The organism is Proteiniphilum saccharofermentans (assembly GCF_900095135.1).
Lineage (GTDB): Bacteria > Bacteroidota > Bacteroidia > Bacteroidales > Dysgonomonadaceae > Proteiniphilum > Proteiniphilum saccharofermentans.
In genome coordinates this window covers 4,294,678-4,315,707 of sequence record NZ_LT605205.1, presented here as the reverse complement: position 1 = coordinate 4,315,707, position 21,030 = coordinate 4,294,678, and the positions used below count along the sequence as shown (strand labels likewise).

13 protein-coding genes are annotated in these 21,030 nt (G+C 44.3%); 10 read left to right on the top strand and 3 right to left on the bottom strand.

Features of this window, described 5'->3' with window-relative positions; genetic code table 11:
• Positions 1–92 precede the first annotated feature (92 nt).
• On the bottom strand, positions 93–2,060 hold the full coding sequence (locus tag PSM36_RS16785; RefSeq protein ID WP_076932342.1) for a RagB/SusD family nutrient uptake outer membrane protein: 1,968 nt from the start codon (positions 2,058–2,060) through the stop codon (positions 93–95).
• A gap of 24 nt (positions 2,061–2,084) precedes the next feature.
• Complete coding sequence (locus PSM36_RS16780; protein WP_076931881.1) at positions 2,085–5,171, bottom strand: SusC/RagA family TonB-linked outer membrane protein; 3,087 nt, start codon at positions 5,169–5,171, stop codon at positions 2,085–2,087.
• A 594-nt stretch (positions 5,172–5,765) separates the two neighbouring features.
• Here PSM36_RS16780 and PSM36_RS16775 point away from each other — a divergent pair.
• From PSM36_RS16775 to PSM36_RS16735, 9 genes are all read left to right on the top strand, one after another.
• Positions 5,766–6,995: a DUF4861 family protein gene (locus PSM36_RS16775; protein WP_076931880.1), complete on the top strand. Its 1,230-nt coding sequence runs from the start codon at positions 5,766–5,768 to the stop codon at positions 6,993–6,995.
• Positions 6,996–7,175: 180 nt separating this feature from the next.
• Entirely contained in the window at positions 7,176–8,582 is a 1,407-nt protein-coding gene (gene uxaC / locus PSM36_RS16770) for a glucuronate isomerase (RefSeq protein WP_076931879.1), read from the top strand.
• A 51-nt stretch (positions 8,583–8,633) separates the two neighbouring features.
• A complete protein-coding gene (locus PSM36_RS16765) occupies positions 8,634–9,884 on the top strand; it encodes a tagaturonate epimerase family protein (RefSeq protein WP_076931878.1) in 1,251 nt (416 codons plus the stop codon).
• Between the two features lie 95 nt (positions 9,885–9,979).
• Positions 9,980–10,792, top strand: coding sequence for an SDR family oxidoreductase (locus PSM36_RS16760; RefSeq protein ID WP_076931877.1), 813 nt, complete (start codon positions 9,980–9,982; stop codon positions 10,790–10,792).
• Between the two features lie 111 nt (positions 10,793–10,903).
• Complete coding sequence (locus PSM36_RS16755; protein ID WP_076931876.1) at positions 10,904–11,983, top strand: PfkB family carbohydrate kinase; 1,080 nt, start codon at positions 10,904–10,906, stop codon at positions 11,981–11,983.
• Between the two features lie 246 nt (positions 11,984–12,229).
• Positions 12,230–13,684 (top strand): decarboxylating NADP(+)-dependent phosphogluconate dehydrogenase, encoded by a 1,455-nt coding sequence (gnd, locus tag PSM36_RS16750; protein WP_076932341.1) that lies wholly within the window; start codon positions 12,230–12,232, stop codon positions 13,682–13,684.
• Positions 13,685–13,801: 117 nt separating this feature from the next.
• A complete protein-coding gene (locus PSM36_RS16745) occupies positions 13,802–15,085 on the top strand; it encodes a lactate racemase domain-containing protein (RefSeq protein WP_076931875.1) in 1,284 nt (427 codons plus the stop codon).
• A 77-nt stretch (positions 15,086–15,162) separates the two neighbouring features.
• Positions 15,163–16,584: a Gfo/Idh/MocA family oxidoreductase gene (locus PSM36_RS16740; RefSeq protein WP_076931874.1), complete on the top strand. Its 1,422-nt coding sequence runs from the start codon at positions 15,163–15,165 to the stop codon at positions 16,582–16,584.
• A 27-nt stretch (positions 16,585–16,611) separates the two neighbouring features.
• Complete coding sequence (locus PSM36_RS16735; protein ID WP_076931873.1) at positions 16,612–17,967, top strand: 3-keto-disaccharide hydrolase; 1,356 nt, start codon at positions 16,612–16,614, stop codon at positions 17,965–17,967.
• A 222-nt stretch (positions 17,968–18,189) separates the two neighbouring features.
• Here PSM36_RS16735 and PSM36_RS16730 read toward each other — a convergent pair whose 3' ends face one another.
• Positions 18,190–19,638 (bottom strand): tetratricopeptide repeat protein, encoded by a 1,449-nt coding sequence (locus PSM36_RS16730; protein ID WP_076931872.1) that lies wholly within the window; start codon positions 19,636–19,638, stop codon positions 18,190–18,192.
• Between the two features lie 814 nt (positions 19,639–20,452).
• Here PSM36_RS16730 and PSM36_RS16720 point away from each other — a divergent pair.
• Positions 20,453–21,028: a DUF3575 domain-containing protein gene (locus PSM36_RS16720; RefSeq protein WP_044059997.1), complete on the top strand. Its 576-nt coding sequence runs from the start codon at positions 20,453–20,455 to the stop codon at positions 21,026–21,028.
• Positions 21,029–21,030 lie beyond the last annotated feature (2 nt).

The window sequence follows — 21,030 nt, the reverse complement described above, 5'->3', positions numbered from 1 at the left end:
AAAGTGCGAACATTTGCGTCAGCACTTTGCTCTTTAACTCATGTATTTGGGATAAGTTGCTGATTAAATGTATATTATCTTATATCCCTTTGCTAATTATAACCTTCATTTTGTTTGAACTCGCCGGGATTTGTGATTGCATCCATTTGTATTTGTGGTATCGGCCTATATACATGGAAATTTGCAATGTTGTCGGCAGCCAGTTTGTTGCGTGCTTTTACGTATTCGACTAGTTTGCCGGTGCGTTTCAGGTCGAACCATCGTTGTTGTTCACCGCAGAGTTCGATGGCGCGTTCCTCCAGGATATCGTCAATGGTCAAAGTGCCTTTACGGCTGTTGTCCTTGCCTTCAATGGCTCGAACGGCACGAAGCTGATTAATTGTACTCAGGGCGTTTCCTCCTGTAGCCAGTTCGCACTCGGCTTTGATGAGATACATTTCCGCCAAACGGATGACCACGGCATCGCGATAGGAAATATCATGTGTGAGGTAATCCACGTCAGCGTCTTTTGTATCAAACCAATCCAGAAATTTTTTAATGCCCGGATATGATGTTTTTCCCCCGATTTTTGTATTGTTATAACGGTCATCGTTATAGACACTTGAGGTAGGGACTGCCGCGGATGTAGGAATTGCCGATGCGGGGTCTCCCGACGAATAGACCGGGATTTCCCCGCCGTATGCGAACTGCAGGCGGTACCTGTTCTTTGCCCATTCCTGTAATGCCCGCCCTTCAGGCGAATCTCCATTCAAAGGGCTGTAGTAAATAGCCGTATCGGTCATTTGCTTGTAATACTTGGACTTACCTTCAAGACCGGGAACGATGGTATAAGCTGAGAGCAGGGTGGCGTCGGTACGTTGGTCGGTAGCACGGTATTTTTCGAGGGTCTGCCACAGGTAGAGCGAAGGAAGGTAGCGTGTGAAACCACGGCCATAGCGTGAATACCAGGAGATATCCACCCCGCTTATTACATTATTACTTCCATCCTGTTTCGTCACACGTTTGAAGATATCGCTGGAGATATCGGGACATCCATTATTCCAGAGAGAGACGAACATCAGCAACATGGCACTACCGCCACGTGAATAACCTGTGCGGGTAAGTTGTTCGGCATAATCCATCGCGTTGCCGTCGGAATCGGTGCGGTAACGTTTGGGAATGCAGTTCACAGAGGTTTTAAGGTCCGAGGAGTAGGTAATGCCGAAGATGGCTTCCTTGTTCAAGGACACGTCTTCGTTTTCCATATACCATGTTTCTGCGTAGTCATCGTAAAAAGAGAAGTTGCCACTATTGATGACATCTTCCGCATCTTGTTTGGCCAATGCGTAAGAGGCATTGTCTTTCAGCCATGATGCCTTGTAAAGCAATACGCGCGCGCGGAATGCTTTGGCTGCCCAATAATCGGCCTTTCCTTCTTTTTTCTTGTAATCAGCCGTTTCAAATGCCGCAATGGAGAGTCCCAAATCCGCCAGTATCTTGTCGTAAATTACGGTTTCGTCTTCTCGCGTGGGGGCAGTGGTTGTTTCTTCGATGGCTGCGTCATTGTAAGGCGCGTCTCCCCATATATTCACGATGTGGAAATTATAAAACGCTTTGAGGAAATACGCTTCTCCCATCAACTGTTGCTTGTATCTGTCGTCGATCGCCGGACATAAGGGGATATACTTCAGTGCGTTGTTGCAGGCGTCCACGCCGGTGTAAAACAGTTCCCAATACTGGTCGAGGCAAGGATTGTTTGCTTTTGACGAAGCCAGCGACGGTTCAAAGGTTTCAGGGGTAAGCAGGTAGTTTACCAATGAGGTTTGTTTGTTGTCCTGACCGGGATAAAAGAGGTCGGTACCTCCCTCCGTAAATCCCACACCTGCTTCTTTACCGTAAAATCCGCGAGCGAAAGTGTAACATGAGTTCAACAAACCCTCGATCCCTGATTTGGTGGAATAGGTCAGGTCCGCTGTCTGCCCGGTCTTATTATCCTCTTCCAGAAAATCGGAACAGGAAAGCATCGTGAGCGCACTGGTAAGTGCAACGATTATCATAAAGATAGCAAATTTATTTTTCATAATTATTTTCATTTTATTAGATGATCAGAATTGGATATTTAATCCGATAACAGCCTGTTTGGCCAACGGGAAAGAGGTGGATCCTCCACGTTCGGAATCGTAACCGTCACCCACTTTGCTCCACGTCAGATAGTTCTTCAATTGCCCATAGATCCGCACATTGTCGATATGCAGATTGCTGATCCATGTTTTGGGCAAGTTGTATGTCAGTGTGATATCTTTTATCTTGAAGAAATCAGCCTTTTCGTAGAGCAGCGCGGAGGCATAAGTTGTATTGACACTCTTGTAAGGGTCTGTGGTTGCGCCAGGATTCGGAAAGCGGTGGCTTTTGCCATCAGGAATCCAGTAATCCAAATCGCCCCAGTTTTGCCATTGCGGTTCGAAGTACATCTGTCCGTTCAGTCCGTAACTCATATATCCGCCGAGGCGTGCATACAGTTGCACCGAAAGCGAGAGATTCTTATAGGTAACTGTATTGTTCATGCCAAAGATATGTTTAGGAGAACGGTTGTACACGATCTTGTCATTGTCGTCAATTTTACCGTTGTCGTCGAGATCGGCCACTTTGATAGTCCCGGGCGTGCCGTAACCATTCATGTATTCCATTGATTCGCCCGGATGGCGTGCTTCCCAAGCGGTTTGGTATTCTTCCCATTCGCCTACGTTCCATGTACCCTCGGCTTTGTAATTATAAAAAATATTGACAGGTTCTCCTACAATTTGCCCGCCTGTGCCCACAATATTGCGGTTAAGTCCATCAGTCAGGTAAACTACTTCGTCGGTACTGGTTGAATAAGAGAAATTAGCGTTCCATGTAAAATTTTTTGTCAGCACAGGGGTGGTATTTATGGCGATCTCCAGCCCGCTACCCTTGGTGGATCCCACGTTTGACATTACCGATGGGAATACGGAAGATGCCGGTGCGGTCTTCAGATAAATCAAATCGTCGGTATGCGTAATATAGTAGTCTACGCTTCCCGAAATGCGGTTTTTCAGGAATCCGAAATCGAGACCGAAGTTGGAAGCTTTGGTCGTTTCCCATTTCAAATTCGGGTTTCCCATTTTAGAAGGCAGATAGCCTGCTTTGCTGTCGGAGCCGCCGTAATAATAATAGAGGGCTTGACTGCTCAGATTTGGCAAGGTTCCGTAAGCATCCACTGCCGGGTTACCACTGATACCCCATGTTGCCCGTATTTTCAGGTTTGACATCCAATCCTTTGTCCCTTCCATAAAATGTTCCTCATTGATGCGCCAGTTTGCCCCGACGGAGGGGAAATTTCCCCATTTGTTGTTACCCGCAGAGAGTGTTGAATTACCGTCGCGGCGCATGGTCGCCATCAAGGTGTATTTGTCCGCGTAAGTATAAACGGCACGCCCGAAGAACGATAACTGTGACGTTTTGGTATAGCTACTGGAGGGTGTTACCATCCCGACTTTCGAAATGTCGTAGAAGGAACTGGCGTAGTAGTGTTCAATCCCTGCCTGTCCCGACGCGCTCATGCCTTCGCTTATGCTTTGTTGCGCACTTGTGCCAACCATGGCCGTAATCTCGTGCATGTCGATTTTTGTGTTATATGTCAACGTGTTATCCCATACATAGCTGGTATTCATGCTGTATTCCAAAGACATGGTTGTTTTGGGTGACTGGTAGTTTGCCACACTCATGTAGTCGTTGTAATTGCCTACACGGCCGTTGCGTCTGCTGAGATTGATCATGGTTCTGAACAGTAATCCTTTGACTGGACTGACTTCACCATAAACGTTGCCGAAGAACCTTGTACTTTGGTTGTTCTTACTCCAAACACCCTCTACATCATCTGCTAACGGCGAAACGTGCGCTTTATAGAGTGCGTTGGGTGTATAGACCAGTGACCCGTCTTCATTGTAAGCGCGTGAAACCGAGGTCATCTTCAATGCCTGTCCGAATACGCTTGAATTGCGTGAATCCTGACTGCGCAGGGCATACATGATATTGGCTCCTACCTTCACATATTTGTTGATGGCATGGTCAAGGGTGATTTTACCGTTGTAACGGGTCATCTCATCTCCTTTCAGTAATCCTTGCTCGTTCATCATGCCCAACGAAAGGCTGAAATTGGTTTTTTCTGATCCCCCCGAAACGGAGATATCGTAATTTTGTGTCAGTCCACCTTGAAGGATGTGGTCGAGCCAGTCTACATAGTTCCCCGATGCATAAATGTCGCCGGTAGTGAATTGCTGGCCATCTGGCAAATTATCCGGAATCTGGTTCATGGCGTCGAGATCGGTCGGCTGTAGATTCGACGTGCCCCAATTTCCCGATGCCAGGTCTTTTGCGTAGTTTTCCTTATCTACCCATGCTTGTACCTCTTTTACGCCAAACAAGGGTTTTGCGTAACTCGTGGCGATATTTGAAGAAAGGTAAGAATTGAAATTAACACGCGTTTTACCTTTTTCTCCCCGCTTGGTCGTAATGATGATAACCCCGTTGGCCCCTTTTGTCCCATAAATTGCTGTTGAAGCGGCATCTTTGAGTACATCAATGGATACAATGTCCGAGGCGTTGATATCGATGGTGGAACCGTATTCAACGCCGTCAACTAAAACCAAAGGACTGTTACTTGCCGAAATGGAGCGGGTTCCTCGTACCGTCATTGAAAGTGCTGAACCCGCCTGCCCGTCGTTTTGGGTAATGTCTAGCCCGGGCACTTGTGCTTGTAGCGCCTGCATCGCATTGCTTGACGCAACTTTTTCAATGTCGGCGGCTTTCACTGAAGATACGGCTCCTGTCAAGTCGCGGCGTTTCATAACCCCATACCCCACAACCACGACCTCGTCCAGCGTCTGGAGGTCTTCTTCTAAAACCACATTAATCTCCCTGAGGTTTCCGACCTCAATGCTTTGGGATATATATCCCACATAGGAAAATTGCAAAAACGCATCCGGGGACACATTTATAATATAGGAGCCATTGACATCCGTAATCGTTCCTTCGGAGGACCCTTGCACCAGAACGGTTACCCCGATCAGCGCTTCCCCGGAGGTGTCCGATACAGTGCCTCTTACTGTGACATTCTGGGCAGATGCACATACGGATATTGTCCATATCAATAAAGACAACCATCTTTTCATTAGATTTAGAAAATTCTTTTTCATCTCATTTTTCAATTTGTTTAGATTAAATACTAATTCATTTCAAATTTGGATATTTCCTGATTTGCTTTGATTCCTTAGGTTTAATGTGTTGTTCTTGTGTAATGTAAGTTTAGTTATTTTAATACAATCGTTAGTTTTATATATCCTTAAAACCAAATAATAATTACCTCACTTCCTTGTCCCTTGTCGTTCGAGTGCCATGGAACTTAATCCGACAGCAATTTTAATCAAATCTTACCAAATGGTGGGTGACGAATTGGTTTTTAAAGGGTGTTAAATTGTTTTTAATTATAAAAACCTTCCTTTTTACCCCATAAAAAAGCTATATTTGTGAGTAGTTAATGAGCGCTCTCGTACATGAATAAAATGCCGGAAATACAATCCTTTCTTCTCTCATTGTTTTTTACGGCGGGTTGATTGATGCCGGGTCTCCGGCCTACTTTAAGCATTTTGATTTTATCCGGTCTGTCGACTCTTTTATTGAGAAACATTTGGATGACAATGATTTTGTAATAGATACATATAGATCGAATTATTGACATTTTTCAAAGAAATAATAAATAGAATAGTATGCAAGTAATATCATTTTTGGGAAATCGCTTATTCCCGGCAGTGTTTTTCTTTCTGTTCGCAGTACAAGGCTACGGACAAAGTATAATTGTGGAGAACAGATCGGTAGAAGAGATACGCCACTATACCGTGGAGATACCGGTGGAAGAACTTTCATTGCCTTACGGCCAATATATGATGGTGGCTGAAGGTGGTGAAGAACTTCCCCTGGAGGTCGTAACCGATATCAATGGTAATCACAAAGCAATCTTTCCGGTGGCCTGCCTCGAAGGTAACAGTAAAAAGGTTTTTCAGGTGAAGAAGGGGGCCGCCGATAAGTATCCCAAACGTGCCTATGCTGAATTGGCCCATAAGATCGGAGGAAAATTCGTCGGGCCGAAGTACGAAGGGGGCTATTCATGGGTAAAGCCTAACCGTCTTACGGTCGACGGTACTTTCCGAGACCACGCCTACTATATTAAATATGAAGGCCCTGGTTGGGAAAGTGATATAGTCGGGTTCCGGTTTTACCTTGATCAACGAAATGCGGTAGATGTCTTCGGGAAGAAGACATCCGGGATCGTGCTGCCTTTTGTTGGGGTGGACGGATATGACAGTTATCATGAGATGGCTGAATGGGGAATGGACAATATGAAAGTGGGAAATACCCTTGGTTTGGGTTCCATTGCAGTATGGGACGGAACCAAAGCTGTGAGGATAGAAAAACGGGACAGTGTGACTTGCTATATCCCTGCCGATGGGAAAATCCGTGCGCAGGTGATGACTACCTATTACGGTTGGGATGCAAACGGTGTCAAATGTAATCTGGAGTCTCTTATATCGATCGATGCCGGGAACCGTGCTTCTCACATGGAATTGAAAGTAGATCGTCCGATTGATAATATTGCCACAGGCATTATTAAGAGTAAAGATGCTGAACTCATTATGCCCGCTAAAGAAAATAATAGTAAGACAGGATGGTCCTATATCGCTACTTTCGGCAAACAAAGTCTGAATAACGATATGATGGGGCTTGCTGTTTTTTATAGGAATGACCAGTTGAAAGAGATCACCGAAGATGCGCTGAATCATCTGGTGGTGCTCTCTCCCCAAAACGGATGTGTGGAATATTATTTTATGCCTACCTGGGAACTTGACTGGCAACCCGTAAAAAATGAAAAAGAATTTCGGAAATGTCTGGATGAGATGGTAAGAAAATTAAATCATTCTGTATCGGTAATTATCAAATAAAAATATATAACTTTGGGGACTTGTATGGATTGTGTACGACAACAGTGAGTCCTAGCGCGGAAAATATCCATTTTTAAAATAGTTTTAGTATGAAACGAGCATGATAACTGTTCTCACACAAGAACATTTTCGATAAGCGAGTTCCATACGATACATTAGAAAATAAATAATTTTAATCGTATGAAAAGTTTTATTCATGAAGATTTTTTGCTTCAGACGGATGCAGCGAAAGAGTTGTATCATGAACATGCAAAAATGCAACCTATTATTGACTACCATTGTCACCTGAACCCTGAGTATATCGCCAAGGATCATGCTTTCGATAATCTGGGTCAGATATGGCTCGAAGGAGACCACTATAAGTGGCGTGCCATGCGTACCAATGGAGTGGAAGAGAGGTACTGCACCGGAAAAGATACCTCCGATTGGGAAAAATTTGAGAAATGGGCCGAAACGGTACCCTACACCATGCGGAACCCATTGTATCATTGGACTCACCTGGAATTAAAGACTGCTTTTGGTGTGGACAAGCTTCTGAAACCTGAAACGGCGAAAGAGATATTCGACAAATGTACAGAGCAGTTGCGTACTCCTGAATTTTCTGCCCGGGGATTGATGAAAAAATTTAAAGTGGAGGTGGTCTGTACCACCGATGATCCTGCCGATAGTTTAGAGCATCATCTGGCGCTTAAAGAGGAGCAATTTGAGATCAAAGTCCTGCCGACCTGGCGTCCCGATAAAGCGATGGCGGTGGAGAATCCGCAAGAGTACCGTGCATACCTGGAAAAACTTTCTGATGTGTCGGGAGTGGCCATCAACCGGTTCAGCGACCTGATCGAAGCACTTCGTAAGCGACACGACTTCTTTGCCGGTGTGGGTTGTAAACTTTCCGACCACGGTATCGAGGAGTTCTATGCCGAACCCTATACACAGGCCGAAATTGAACAGATCTTCAATAAAGTGTATGGTGGAAAAGAACTGGTAAGAGAGGAGATACTGAAATTCAAATCGGCCATGCTTTATGAAGGTGCCATAATGGATTGGGAAAAAGGATGGACACAACAATTCCATTATGGAGCTATCCGTAACAACAATACCCGCTTGTTCAAACAACTCGGTCCTGATACCGGTTTCGATTCTATCGGTGATTTTAATGTAGCAAAAGCGATGAGCCGTTTCTTCGATCAACTGGACAAAGACAACCGGTTGGCCAAGACCATCATTTATAACCTGAACCCCAGGGATAACGATCTCATCGCTACTATGATCGGCAACTTCCAGGATGGATCAGTGGCAGGAAAGATACAGTTTGGTTCAGGATGGTGGTTTCTTGATCAGAAGACAGGGATGGAGGCGCAGATGAACTCTCTCTCTAATCTGGGACTGCTGAGTCGCTTTGTAGGAATGTTGACCGATTCACGCAGTTTCCTCTCTTATCCGCGTCACGAATATTTCCGGCGGATATTATGTAATCTCATTGGGAATGACGTCGAGCAGGGGCTGTTGCCTGCTTCCGAAATGAAATTCCTTGGGGAGATGGTAGAGAATATATCTTATAACAATGCAAGAGAGTTTTTTAGATTTTAGAAATTACTATCCATTTATTTACAAGTAAACAACAAGAAAAATAATAATCATATGCAATTAGGAAAATACAGTATAGGAGTAGGAGATAGGTTCACTCATCAGGGAAAAGCGCAGCTGCGTGCTATCATGAAGGCGAATGAAAAAGGAGGATTGGATATCAGTCCGGTATGGAATAAATCTAACAGGGAACATATTTATGTTGGTACACAACCGGCAGATACCCGCAGGGAGGCTGACGAGGCTGTCAATGCCCTGGATTTCAAAGGGCTCTATTTTGTGGATGCCGATCATATCAATCTCAGCACGGTTGCTAAATATGTAGAGGTATCTGACTTCTTCACGTTGGATGTAGCTGCATTTATCGGTAATGAGAGCAGTCCGGAAGAAGTAGCCGCTTTTGTAGCTTCCTGTCAGAAATATATGGGCAGGTTGCAAATTCCCGGTATGGAGGAGCCTTTGAATGTAACTGAAGAGTTATTGCGTGATATCGCAGCCAAGTTCCTTGCCGCCACACAACATGCATCGGAAATCTATGCCTATCTGAGAAAAGAAAAGGGTGAAGGTAACTTCATCACGGAAGTTTCTATGGACGAAGTAGAGTCTCCTCAGACTCCGGTCGAGTTGCTTTTTATTTTGAAAATGCTTGCCGACAAGGGTGTACCTGCCCAGACAATTGCTCCTAAGTTTACAGGCCGCTTTAATAAGGGCGTCGATTACGTAGGCGATCTGGTACAGTTTGCCAAAGAGTTTGAAGAAGATGTGCTTGTGATCGATTTTGCAGTGAAAGAATTTGGACTGCCTGAAGAGTTGAAGCTGAGCGTTCACTCGGGGAGTGATAAATTCTCCATTTACCCGATCATGGCAGACATTATCGCAAGACACGACAAGGGGCTCCATCTGAAAACCGCCGGTACCACCTGGCTCGAGGAGGTGATCGGCCTGGCCGTAGCTGGCGGAGAAGGGCTTGAGCTGGCAAAAAAGATTTATGAGAATTCATATAACAGGCAGGAGGAACTGTGCGCTCCCTATGCCGATGTGATCAATATAGATGGCTCACAACTCCCTTCCGTGGAGGAGGTCAATAGCTGGACGGGGGAGAAGTTTGCCAATACGCTCCGGCATATCCCGGGACATCCCGACTACAATCCCAATTTCCGTCAACTCATTCATGTGGCGTATAAAGTAGCTGCGGAAATGGGAAGCGAATATACCGACCTGCTCGTCAAATATGCCGACGTAATCGGTAGATGTGTGGAAGAGAATATCTACGACAGGCATCTCAGGAGACTGTTTAATATATAGAGTAAGCTAGTTTTAATGAAGAAGATTTTACGGGAAATAAGGTTGAAAAATAAAACAGGTAGCCTATTTTTGCCGGATCATTAAATCAATAAATTATGTACGAATTATTTGATATTAAAGGAAAAGTGATTGTTATCACGGGTGGAACCGGAGTATTGGGTTCTTCAATGGTAGAGTATCTGGCCGCACACGGTGCAAAAGTGGCAGTACTGGCGCGAAACAAGGAAAAAGGCGACGAACTGATACAAAAAGTAAAAGCTGCCGGAGGAGATGCCATGTTCCTTCAAACTGATGTGACTGATGAGGTAGTGCTGAAGAGAAATGCTGAAGAAATCGCTGCCAAATACGGCAAGATAGATGTGCTGATCAATGGTGCCGGTGGAAATATGCCGGGTGCGACTATCGGTCCCGATAATACTATCTTCGATTTGAAAGCTGACGATTTCCGGAAGGTGGTCGATCTGAATCTGATGGGAACGGTTATCCCCATACTGGTTTTTGCTGAATATATGGTCAGAGAGAAGAAGGGTAATATCGTAAATATCTCTTCTGCATCGGCTTTGCGTCCGCTAACGCGTGTCGCAGGATATGGCGCAGCCAAAGCGGCAGTTACTAACTTCACCAAATATATGGCAGGAGAGCTGGCTATTAAATTCGGTGAAGATTTTCGAGTGAATGCGTTATGTCCCGGTTTTTTCATTACAGAGCAGAACAGGGCATTACTCACTAATCCCGATGGATCCTATTCCGCACGGGGAAATACCATTATTGCACACACCCCTTTCCGCCGATTCGGGAATCCTGAAGACTTGTTGGGAACGCTCCATTATCTGGTAAGCGATGCTTCGAAATTTGTGACGGGAACGGTAGCCATCGTTGACGGAGGCTTCGATTCGTTCAGTATTTGATTGGATTTCAGATTCAAAATTCAAAATTTAAAATATGGGATGTGGTTAACTGTCAATCGTCAATTCTCAATCGCCACATCATCAAATTAATAAATTATCACATCAATCAAAATGTCTTTAGTATTAAGAAAAGAATTCAAATATTCATTGGTGGTACCTACCAGTATGGGGGTACGCATTACGCCGGTAGATGCACAGCCGGTGCAGAGTACCAATATGTTTCGGATGCAGGCAACCAGCGCAGAGACCAATGTGGCAAGTATCTCCTCTTATCTCGGTCTCCCTGTAAAGGTACTCACAACTTTTGTGAAAGATAGCCCGATCGCTGCTTTTATCAAGGCTGACCTGAAGGCACGCAATATGGAGTATGAGGGGCCTGAGGTGCCTCAGGGCGATCCCTGGGGATATCGGCATCAATTCAATATTGCCGACAGCGGTTTTGGATTGCGTGGTCCGCGGGTACAGAACGACCGGGCAGGTGAAGTGGGAAAAACGCTGAATGTAAAAGATTTTGATCTGGAACGGATCTTCGGTAAGGAAGGCGTACAAGTGGTACACCTTTCCGGCCTTATTGCGGCACTTTCTCCTGACACAAGCAACTTCTGTCTCGAAATAGCGCGTTATGCCAAAAAGCATGATACCCTAATTTCTTTCGACCTGAATCACCGCGCGACTTTTTGGAAGGGTCGGGAAAAGGAGTTGAAAGAAGCATTTACGGAGATTGTTTCTCTTTCCGATATAGTTATAGGTAATGAAGAAGATTTTCAGCTTTGCCTCGGTATTGAAGGTCCGAAAGCAGGAGGTGAAAATATTGGTGGAACGCTGGATGCTTTCAAAGGGATGATCCTGAATGCGCATAAAGCGTTTCCTCATGTTTCGGTTTTTGCCAATACGCTGCGTGAGGTGATTAGCGCCAATGAGCATCTCTGGGGTGCTATTGTGTATGAAAATGGGAACTGGTACGAAGCTCCATTACGGAGGATCAACGTGATGGATCGGATTGGTGGTGGTGACGGTTTTGTGGGGGGATTGCTCTATAGCATCCTGAAAGGGATGGAACCCGAAAAATGGGTGCAGTTTGCCTGGGCGAGTGGTGCACTGGCTACTACCTTCCTGACAGATTATGCCCAGCCGGCCGATGAGGAAGTGATATGGAGCATCTGGAAAGGTAACGCGAGAGTGGTCCGTTGAAGACCGGGGAGACGAGGAAAGTAGGAAGACTGAGGAGATCGGGAGACTGGGGAGAACGGGAACAGAGGGAAGGTGATTTTAATTACCAATTACTAATTACCAATGGATCAGTCTGAAACGATTCCTAATATCCAAATCCAACATCCCAAATCTGAATTGAAACAACGTTCGACGTAGTCAATTAACAATCGCCGTAAGACAAATCTTGAATCTTGAATTTTGAATATGGAATATAATAATATAGAAATGAATAAAAAAGCAGATATCGGATTGATCGGATTGGCCGTGATGGGTGAAAATCTGGTCTTAAATATGGAAAGTAAGGGCTATACGGTAGCCGTGTTCAACCGTACGGTTGACAAAGTAGATGCGTTTGTCAACGGACGGGGAAAAGGGAAAAATTTTATCGGTGCACACTCCCTGCAGGAGTTGGTAGAATCCTTAGAGCGGCCACGCAAAGTGATGATGCTGGTAAAAGCGGGTAAGCCTGTGGACGATTTTATCGAACAACTCATCCCGCTGCTTGAACCGGGTGATATTATTATCGACGGCGGGAACAGCCATTTCCCCGACACCATCCGCAGAACGAAATATGTAGAGAGTAAAGGATTGCTCTATATCGGTACTGGCGTTTCCGGTGGTGAAGAGGGAGCCCTCAAAGGGCCTTCCATGATGCCGGGCGGATCGCCGGAAGCGTGGCCTCATGTGAAAGAGATCTTTCAGGCGGTTGCTGCTAAAGTCGATGGGGGTGTTCCCTGCTGCGACTGGGTGGGAGAGAACGGTGCCGGCCACTTCGTGAAGATGGTCCACAACGGCATCGAGTACGGCGATATGCAGATTATCAACGAAGCATATCACCTGATGAAAGAACTGCTCGGCATGGATGCTTTTGAGCAGCATGAAGTATTCAAAAGGTGGAACAGCGGCGTGCTGGATTCCTACCTGATCGAGATCACCACAGATATCATGGCGTATAAGGATGAGGATGGAAGTCCATTGGTAGAAAAAATCCTTGATACCGCAGGCCAGAAAGGTACCGGTAAATGGACTGCTGTGACAGCGCTCGATCTGGGTATTCCGCTTACACTGATCGGCGAGTCGGTCTTTTCGCGTTGTCTCTCGGCTCAAAAAGATCTGAGGGTAAAAGCTTCGGAAGTCATCTCCGGAAAAAAATCCGGTTTCAAAGGAGATAAACAGCAATTCGTCAATGACCTGGAGAAAGCGCTTTATGGCGCCAAAATTATCTCCTATGCACAGGGTTACGACCTGATGATGGAAGCAGCCAAAGAATATGACTGGAACCTTAATTACGGGGGGATCGCCCTGATGTGGCGCGGTGGATGTATTATCCGCTCCCGTTTCCTGGGTGATATCAAGAAAGCGTTTGATAACAACCCCTTATTGGAAAATCTCTTGCTTGACGACTTCTTCAAAGGAGCAGTGTTATCAGCAGAAGAGAGCTGGCGCAGAGTTTGTGCAACAGCTTTACAGAATGGAATTCCTGTACCGGCACTTACTTCAGCTTTGTGCTATTTCGATGGTTTCAGAAGCGCACGACTCCCGGCTAACCTGTTGCAGGCGCAGCGTGACTATTTCGGTGCCCATCAGTATGAAAGGGTGGACAAAGCACGTGGCGAGTTCTTCCATACCGATTGGACCGGACGTGGCGGAAACACTGCCTCTACGACGTATGATGTTTGATATTTGGTGTAAAAAGGTGGAAAGACCGGGGACTAGGGAGAGTGAAAAGTCTGGAAGTTCCCACATCCGATATCCCCAATTTTTCATTATTAATTATTCACTTTTCACTTAAAAAGGATGATTTATTACGAAAATGGTTCTCCCACGACCGCTCTCTCTCATGAGGATATGAGGAGGGGATTGTATGAAGCATTGGATAAATTGGGCGAACGGCAAAAAGTTCTTGCCGTTCCGCCTGATTATACCCGCCTGCCCAGCCGTGCCGGTGAACTTACCGAAATCACATGGGAATATTACGGTGACAAACTGACTGATATTCTCCCGGCATTGGGGACACATACCCCCATGACTGAAGGGCAGATCGACCATATGTTTGGAAAGACGCCTAAAACACTTTTTCGCGACCATGACTGGAGGAATGATGTAATTACGTTGGGTGAGGTGCCGGCTGAGTACATTCGTGATATCTCGGAAGGTAAAGTGGATTTCGCCTGGCCGGCACAAGTAAATAAATTATTGGTAGAAGGCGGTTTCGACCTTATCCTCTCCATCGGACAGGTAGTTCCTCATGAAGTAGTGGGGATGGCCAACTACAACAAGAATATCCTGGTTGGTACCGGTGGAAGCGAAGGGATCAATAAGAGTCATTATATAGGAGCCGTTTACGGTATGGAACGGATGATGGGAAAATCTGATACTCCGGTCAGGCGTGTATTTAACTATGCTACCGAAAACTATTTAAAAGAGCTGCCTATCGTTTATGTCCTGACTGTGGTAGGGGTAAATTCCGAAGGAGTGCAGCAGACCTACGGTCTGTTTGTGGGGGACGACTTAGAGGTATTCGACCGTGCAGCCCGGCTCTCTTTGCAGGTCAACTTCGTGATGGTGGAAAAACCATTGAAGAAGGTGATTGTATGGCTCGATCCTACCGAATTTAAAAGCACATGGTTAGGGAATAAATCGATCTACCGCACACGGATGGCTATTGCCGACCGAGGTGAACTGATCGTACTGGCTCCGGCATTGAAAGAATTCGGAGAAGACAAAGCTATTGATTTGCTGATCCGTAAATATGGCTATTTCGGAACGGATTATACTTTGAAAGCGGTATCCGAAAACCAGGAACTCAGGAATAATCTGGGTGCAGCAGCACATCTTATTCACGGATCTTCTGAAGGGCGTTTTTCTGTCACCTACTGTCCCGGTAAAGAGGCCTGGAATCTTACGCGGGAAGAGATAGAGAGCGTCGGGTTCCATTGGGGCGATATCGATGAGATTATGCAGAAGTATGATCCCTTGCGCCTCAAAGAGGGCTTTAACAGGCTTGACGATGGAGAGGAGGTCTACTATATCTCGAGTCCTGCTCTTGGTTTATGGGCACATAAAGACCGGTTTGCTTAATTTTTCCTGAGAGTAGGTATCAGTCGGCACGAATAAATACTATATTTTTAAATTTCAATATAAACTCCATATATATCATGACAACGAGAAGAGAATTTATCAAAAACACAGCTCTGGCGTCAGCAGGGTTGGCCATGGGCGGTATATCTACCAAAATGAATGCTGCCAGTTACAGTAGGGTTGCAGGTGCCAATAAAAAGGTGAATCTGGCCCATATCGGTATTGGAAACAGGGGATGGGAAATCATCAACGATTTCGACAAGACGGGATTAGCCAACGTAGTTGCCCTTTGTGATGTTGATTTGGGAGCTGAACATACAAAGAAGGCACTCGACAAGTTTCCCAATGCAAAACGGTTCAAAGATTTCAGGGAAATGTTTGACAAAATGGGTAACGAGATTGAGGCAGTGGCTATTGCTACTCCCGACTTTGCTCACTTCCCGGCGGTAATGATGTCGATGGCCGAAGGCAAACATGTTTACGTGGAAAAACCCTTGACACGTACTTTTCATGAATCGGAACTGCTCCTGAAAGCGGCAAAGAAGTATCCGAATGTAGTCACTCAGATGGGTAACCAGGGCCATTCGGAGGCCAACTATTTCCAGTTTAAAGCCTGGAAAGAGGCAGGTATTATCAAAGATGTGACGGCTGTCACGGCGCATATGAACAACCCGCGTCGCTGGCACGGATGGGATCCCAATATCAAAAAATTCCCCGCTGCCGAACCTATCCCCGAAACGCTGGATTGGGACATATGGTTGATGGCACAGCGATACCATGACTACAACAAAGATTTCCATTACGGGCAGTGGCGCTGCTGGTACGATTTTGGAATGGGTGCCTTGGGCGACTGGGGTGCACATATTATCGACACGGTGCACGAATTCCTCGATCTGGGTCTACCGGAAGAAGTCACTCCATTGAAACTGAAAGATCATAACGATTATTTCTTCCCGATGTCGAGCACCATAGAATTCAAATTTCCGGCACGGGGCAACATGCCGCCGCTGGTTATCACCTGGTATGATGGTCTGGACAATATTCCGTCAGTTCCCCAAGGATACGGTGTTTCGGAACTTGACCCTAATATTCCATCTGTGGGAGGTGGACAGATACAGCCGGCCAAACTGAATCCCGGGAAAGAGATTTATAGCAAGGAACTTACCTTCAAGGGAGGATCGCATGGTAGTACACTGAGCATTATCCCTGAAGAGAAGGCAAAAGCGATGGAGAAAGACCTTCCCGAAGTGCCGAAGAGTCCATCCGACCATTTTGCAAACTTCCTGTTGGCTTGCCAGGGCAAGGAGAAAACACGTTCTCCGTTTGAAATATCCGCTCCTCTGAGTCAGGTGTTCTGCCTGGGTGTAGCTGCACAGCGGCTAAACCGCAAGATTGTGTTCGACCGCAATACCAAACGGGTTACCAACGATACCTTTGCGAATGCATATCTCACCGGGGAGCCTCCGAGAAAAGGATGGGAAGATTTTTATAAGATATAACTTCTATATTAAAAACAAGAAAAAATGATGAAAAAAATAGTAATAACAGCTATGGCAGCGATAGTAACCATTTCTGCATGGGCACAGGAACCGAAATGGGAAAATCTGTTCAATGGTCGTAACTTGCGGGGATGGGAAAAACTGAACGGTACTGCGGAATACAAAATAGAGGACAACGCCATCGTCGGTATTTCAAAAATGAATACCCCCAATACATTCCTTGCCACAAAAAAAATGTATAGTGATTTTATCCTGGAATTTGAATTCAAGGTCGACGATGGTCTGAATTCCGGTGTCCAATTCCGGAGTAATAGTCTGAAAGATTATATGAATGGCCGTGTGCATGGTTATCAGTTCGAAATTGATCCATCTTCAAGGGCATGGACCGGAGGTATCTACGACGAAGCTCGTCGGGGATGGCTCTATCCGATGAACTACAATCCCGAGGGGCAGAAAGCATTTAAAAATGGAGAGTGGAACAAAGCCCGTATCGAAGCAATCGGAAGCACTATCCGTACATGGGTGAACGGTGTTCCGTGCGCCGACCTGCTGGATAACACCACCATGTCGGGTTTCATCGCTTTGCAGGTACATTCTATCGGCAAAGCCGAACTGGAAGGAAAGACAGTTGCCTGGCGTAATATCAGGATACTTACGCAAGATCTGGGACAATTCAAAACCCCGGAGGATAATAAAGTGAAACAGATCAATGCAATTGCCAATACCATTTCCGGACGTGAAGCGGCAGAGGGCTGGAAATTGTTGTGGGACGGCAAGACTACTAACGGATGGCGTGGAGCTAAACTGGATAATTTCCCCGAAAAAGGATGGTCTTTTGAAAATGGTATTCTGAAAGTACATAAGAGTGGCGGAGGCGAATCCACCAACGGTGGCGATATTGTCACTACCCGCCCCTACAAGAACTTTATCCTGAAGGTAGATTTCAGGATTACCGAAGGTGCTAACAGCGGCATCAAATATTTTGTGGATACCAACCTGAATAAAGGGGAAGGATCGGCTATCGGTTGTGAATTCCAGATACTGGACGACAGGCGGCACCCCGACGCGAAGCTGGGCGTTGAGGGGAACCGGACATTGGGTTCGCTCTACGACCTGATACCGGCACCCAAAGACAAACCTTTCCGTGGCGGATTCTTCAATACCGCCATGGTAGTTGTCAAGGGGAATCATGTGGAGCATTGGCTGAATGGTGTTAAGATCATTGAATACCAACGTAACAACCAGATGTGGGAAGCACTGGTAAACTACAGTAAATATAAGGACTGGCCTAATTTTGGCAATGCAGAGGAGGGATTGATTCTCCTGCAGGACCATGGTGATGAAGTCTGGTTCCAGAATATCAAGATTAAAGAACTGGAATAAAAGAACGGTTTATACCTTTTTTATTATCCCAAATGCGTAAGATGCTGGAAAAGGAGTACATGCTCTTCTTCGGAAGAAAAGGTTCTCCTTTTTTCAATTCTCGTAAGTTACATGTATGTAGCTAAAGTTTCCGATTGACAATATTTTATGACCTATAATAGTTCAGAAGAACACCAATTCTACTGCTGTGATATTTTGCAAAGGGGAGGAAGATATATTGATCTAGGAAAGAGATATCATATATTGATATAAATCGACATCGGCAGGAATACCCAATTTCTTTCTTAACCGGCTCTTCCGGGTTTGCACCGAACGGTGTGTAATGAAGGCGTATTGGGCAATCTCTTTCGAGGAGAAATTTAAATAAACCATCGCGCAGAGCCACAGCTCAGACTCAATTAATTGAGGATGTGCCTTGAGCAAGTTATTGATGAATTCGGGATATATCATTCTAAACCGTGCAAGAAAGGAGGGATCATTTTCTCTGGCCAATTCTATCACCTCATCAAAGGCATCGTTCAGTTTGTCTTGCAATACGGATACTTCTCGCTCTGTTGCTTCCAGTATTGCTTTTTTCCTTTTTCTCCATTGTTGCCAGAATAGATAGATACCCAACAACGTGGCGATTATGGAATAAACGATGATGGAGAGTGTCTTGTTGAATCTCATCTGCGCATATTTACGTTCCTCTTCTAAAAGGAGTTGCATGGCTTTCTCCGTGGCTCCTTCTCTTGAGGTGGAGAGCTCATCTGAGATTTCTTGGTACATGTTTTGATAAAAGCGCGCGGAGTCTTCCATTCCATTTTTGGAATAGATAGTCGTTATTTTTTGATATAATCCTGGTAATTCATTTCTGAGATTTGTCCTTTTTGCACATTCCAATCCTTTTTTGACGCAATTGAGGGCAGCGTCGGGTTCTCCCTTCATTAAATGGAGGTCACTCCAATGTGCGCAGAGCCATGAGGAGTAAGGATAATCATATTTGGTAATGAGTGAGTTTGCCTGATTGTACCATACGGTTGCAGAGTCGAACACCTCTTTATCCCTATAATAATTACCAATAAGGGTGTAAAGGTTGATTTTGTTTCTGAATGTAAGGTTTTCGTCCGTTTTGTCGAGTAGCTCCTTATTCTTTCTATAAAAATAAAAGGCTGAGTCAGGCTTATTTCTCACTGCTGTATATGCTATGCCGAGATTTTCATAAGCCAAGCTCACATAGCGGTCACGTTCTTTTTTTTCTTTAATCCGTATTGCGTATTCGTAAGCCTTTTGGAATTCACGAAATGAAGCTTCCTTTAATCCCAAATAGAAAAATACTTGTCCCTTGATCCTGCAGATCTCTGATTTTATGATATCATTTTTCGATGTGTATTTTTCTTTTTGAGAGAGTTGTAGGTATTCCAGCGATTTTTCATAATCTCCCATATAAATAAGGACCTGTCCGATATAAAAAGAAGACATTGCCTTTCCTCTTGAGTAATTGATTTCCCTGCTTAATGTTAAAGCTTTGGTTGCAGATTCAATTACCCCTATTGGATTCACGTTAGAGACTTCAGCTGATGCAACCGTTAATAAGCTATCTACTTTTTTGACTTTTTCCGGTACAATATCCTGACCATATATGCTGGATCCAATTATCAATAATACAAATGCAAAGAAGATTAATTTCATAATTGTTTTTTTAGTTTCTTCAAACTCCTTTTTGTTTTTAATAAATGTGTAATATCTATTATCTATTATATATGATAGTGATAGGGGTTTTTTACGATTCAGCGATTATCAAGAAACAGGAATCTGTTATTTTTTATGGAATTTCCTTTATAAAATAAAAGATTTTCACCCTTCCGGAAAAAAACTATTGCGAAATTAAATATTTTTTTTAACAATTCTGGCAATATGATATTTAAGACATGAATAAATTTGTATACTGTGGATTTTTTCCACAGTATATTTTTTGCAGGTTGTCTTTTAATATTCATATATACAGATAATTAAATTATATGTTGTATCTATGTAGTATCTTCTTTTTATTTTTCGATATGTCTTTTTTTTGATATTAGTGGCTAAAATATGACTTTTGTGGTGCTTTAAAAATCGATATTGATTTATTAGAATTGTGTAAAAGATAAGATGTTGTTTTATAATATCTTGGGGTCTTTTTTGTCAGCAAATTATTATGAAAGAAGATAGTCTTATTAGAAATAAGAGATAGCGCTTATTTTTTTCTTAGTTAATGCTTACCTAATAATTGATAATGACCACTGCGATGCCACCATTGTCATATGATGATAAAGATTGGCATCAAATATAAATTTTGAAGCCAAACCATAACTCGTTTAAGCACAGTCATAAGGTCGTTAGCAATTAAGATATCATTAGGAGTATCGATGTTAAAGCATTTTTAAAGAGGTTAGTTAAATAAGTAAATAGGTAATAGAAAGATATACACGGCTTTGTTATTTAAAACTATTTGGAAACAAAAGAGATGGATAAATCAAAACAATTAATTATCGCTATTGTGATGTTGTTCAGTTTTAACGGCATATCGGCACAAAAAGCCGCCATTAAGACAAATATAATGGCAGATGCCACCACCACGATGAGTTTGGCGGCGGAGATAGGGACAGCTCCCAAAAATACGCTGGAGCTTTATATGCACTGGAACCCATGGGAGTTGAGTGACGGCAAATTGATCAAACATTTGTATTTGCAACCCGAGTACCGATTTTGGTTCTGTGAGAAATTCTCCGGTTCATTCTTAGGGGTTCATCTGCATGGAGGGCTCTTTAATCTGGCGGGAATTAAGCTTCCTTTCGGAATGTATCCCGGCCTCAAGACACACCGATATGAGGGTGAGTTTATTGGAGGTGGTGTTTCTTATGGTTATCAATGGGTGCTGTCAAAACATTGGAACCTTGAGGCAACTCTTGGAGCAGGATATGCTTACATTAATTACGACAGGTATCAGTGCGGCGACTGTGGAAAGCGTCTCGACAAGGACAAGGATAAACACTATTTCGGTCCTACTAAAGCGGCACTAAGTATTGTTTATGTATTCTAAAA

Bases quoted from the DNA above. Each gene is read 5' to 3' on its own strand.
- uxaC (WP_076931879.1), top strand. From the start codon at position 7,176: ATGAAAAGTTTTATTCATGAAGATTTTTTGCTTCAGACGGATGCAGCG.
- PSM36_RS16775 (WP_076931880.1), top strand. From the start codon at position 5,766: ATGCAAGTAATATCATTTTTGGGAAATCGCTTATTCCCGGCAGTGTTT.
- gnd (WP_076932341.1), top strand. From the start codon at position 12,230: ATGAATAAAAAAGCAGATATCGGATTGATCGGATTGGCCGTGATGGGT.
- PSM36_RS16735 (WP_076931873.1), top strand. From the start codon at position 16,612: ATGAAAAAAATAGTAATAACAGCTATGGCAGCGATAGTAACCATTTCT.
- PSM36_RS16745 (WP_076931875.1), top strand. From the start codon at position 13,802: ATGATTTATTACGAAAATGGTTCTCCCACGACCGCTCTCTCTCATGAG.
- PSM36_RS16765 (WP_076931878.1), top strand. From the start codon at position 8,634: ATGCAATTAGGAAAATACAGTATAGGAGTAGGAGATAGGTTCACTCAT.
- PSM36_RS16780 (WP_076931881.1), bottom strand. From the start codon at position 5,171: ATGAAAAGATGGTTGTCTTTATTGATATGGACAATATCCGTATGTGCA.
- PSM36_RS16730 (WP_076931872.1), bottom strand. From the start codon at position 19,638: ATGAAATTAATCTTCTTTGCATTTGTATTATTGATAATTGGATCCAGC.
- PSM36_RS16740 (WP_076931874.1), top strand. From the start codon at position 15,163: ATGACAACGAGAAGAGAATTTATCAAAAACACAGCTCTGGCGTCAGCA.
- PSM36_RS16760 (WP_076931877.1), top strand. From the start codon at position 9,980: ATGTACGAATTATTTGATATTAAAGGAAAAGTGATTGTTATCACGGGT.
- PSM36_RS16785 (WP_076932342.1), bottom strand. From the start codon at position 2,060: ATGAAAAATAAATTTGCTATCTTTATGATAATCGTTGCACTTACCAGT.
- PSM36_RS16720 (WP_044059997.1), top strand. From the start codon at position 20,453: ATGGATAAATCAAAACAATTAATTATCGCTATTGTGATGTTGTTCAGT.
- PSM36_RS16755 (WP_076931876.1), top strand. From the start codon at position 10,904: ATGTCTTTAGTATTAAGAAAAGAATTCAAATATTCATTGGTGGTACCT.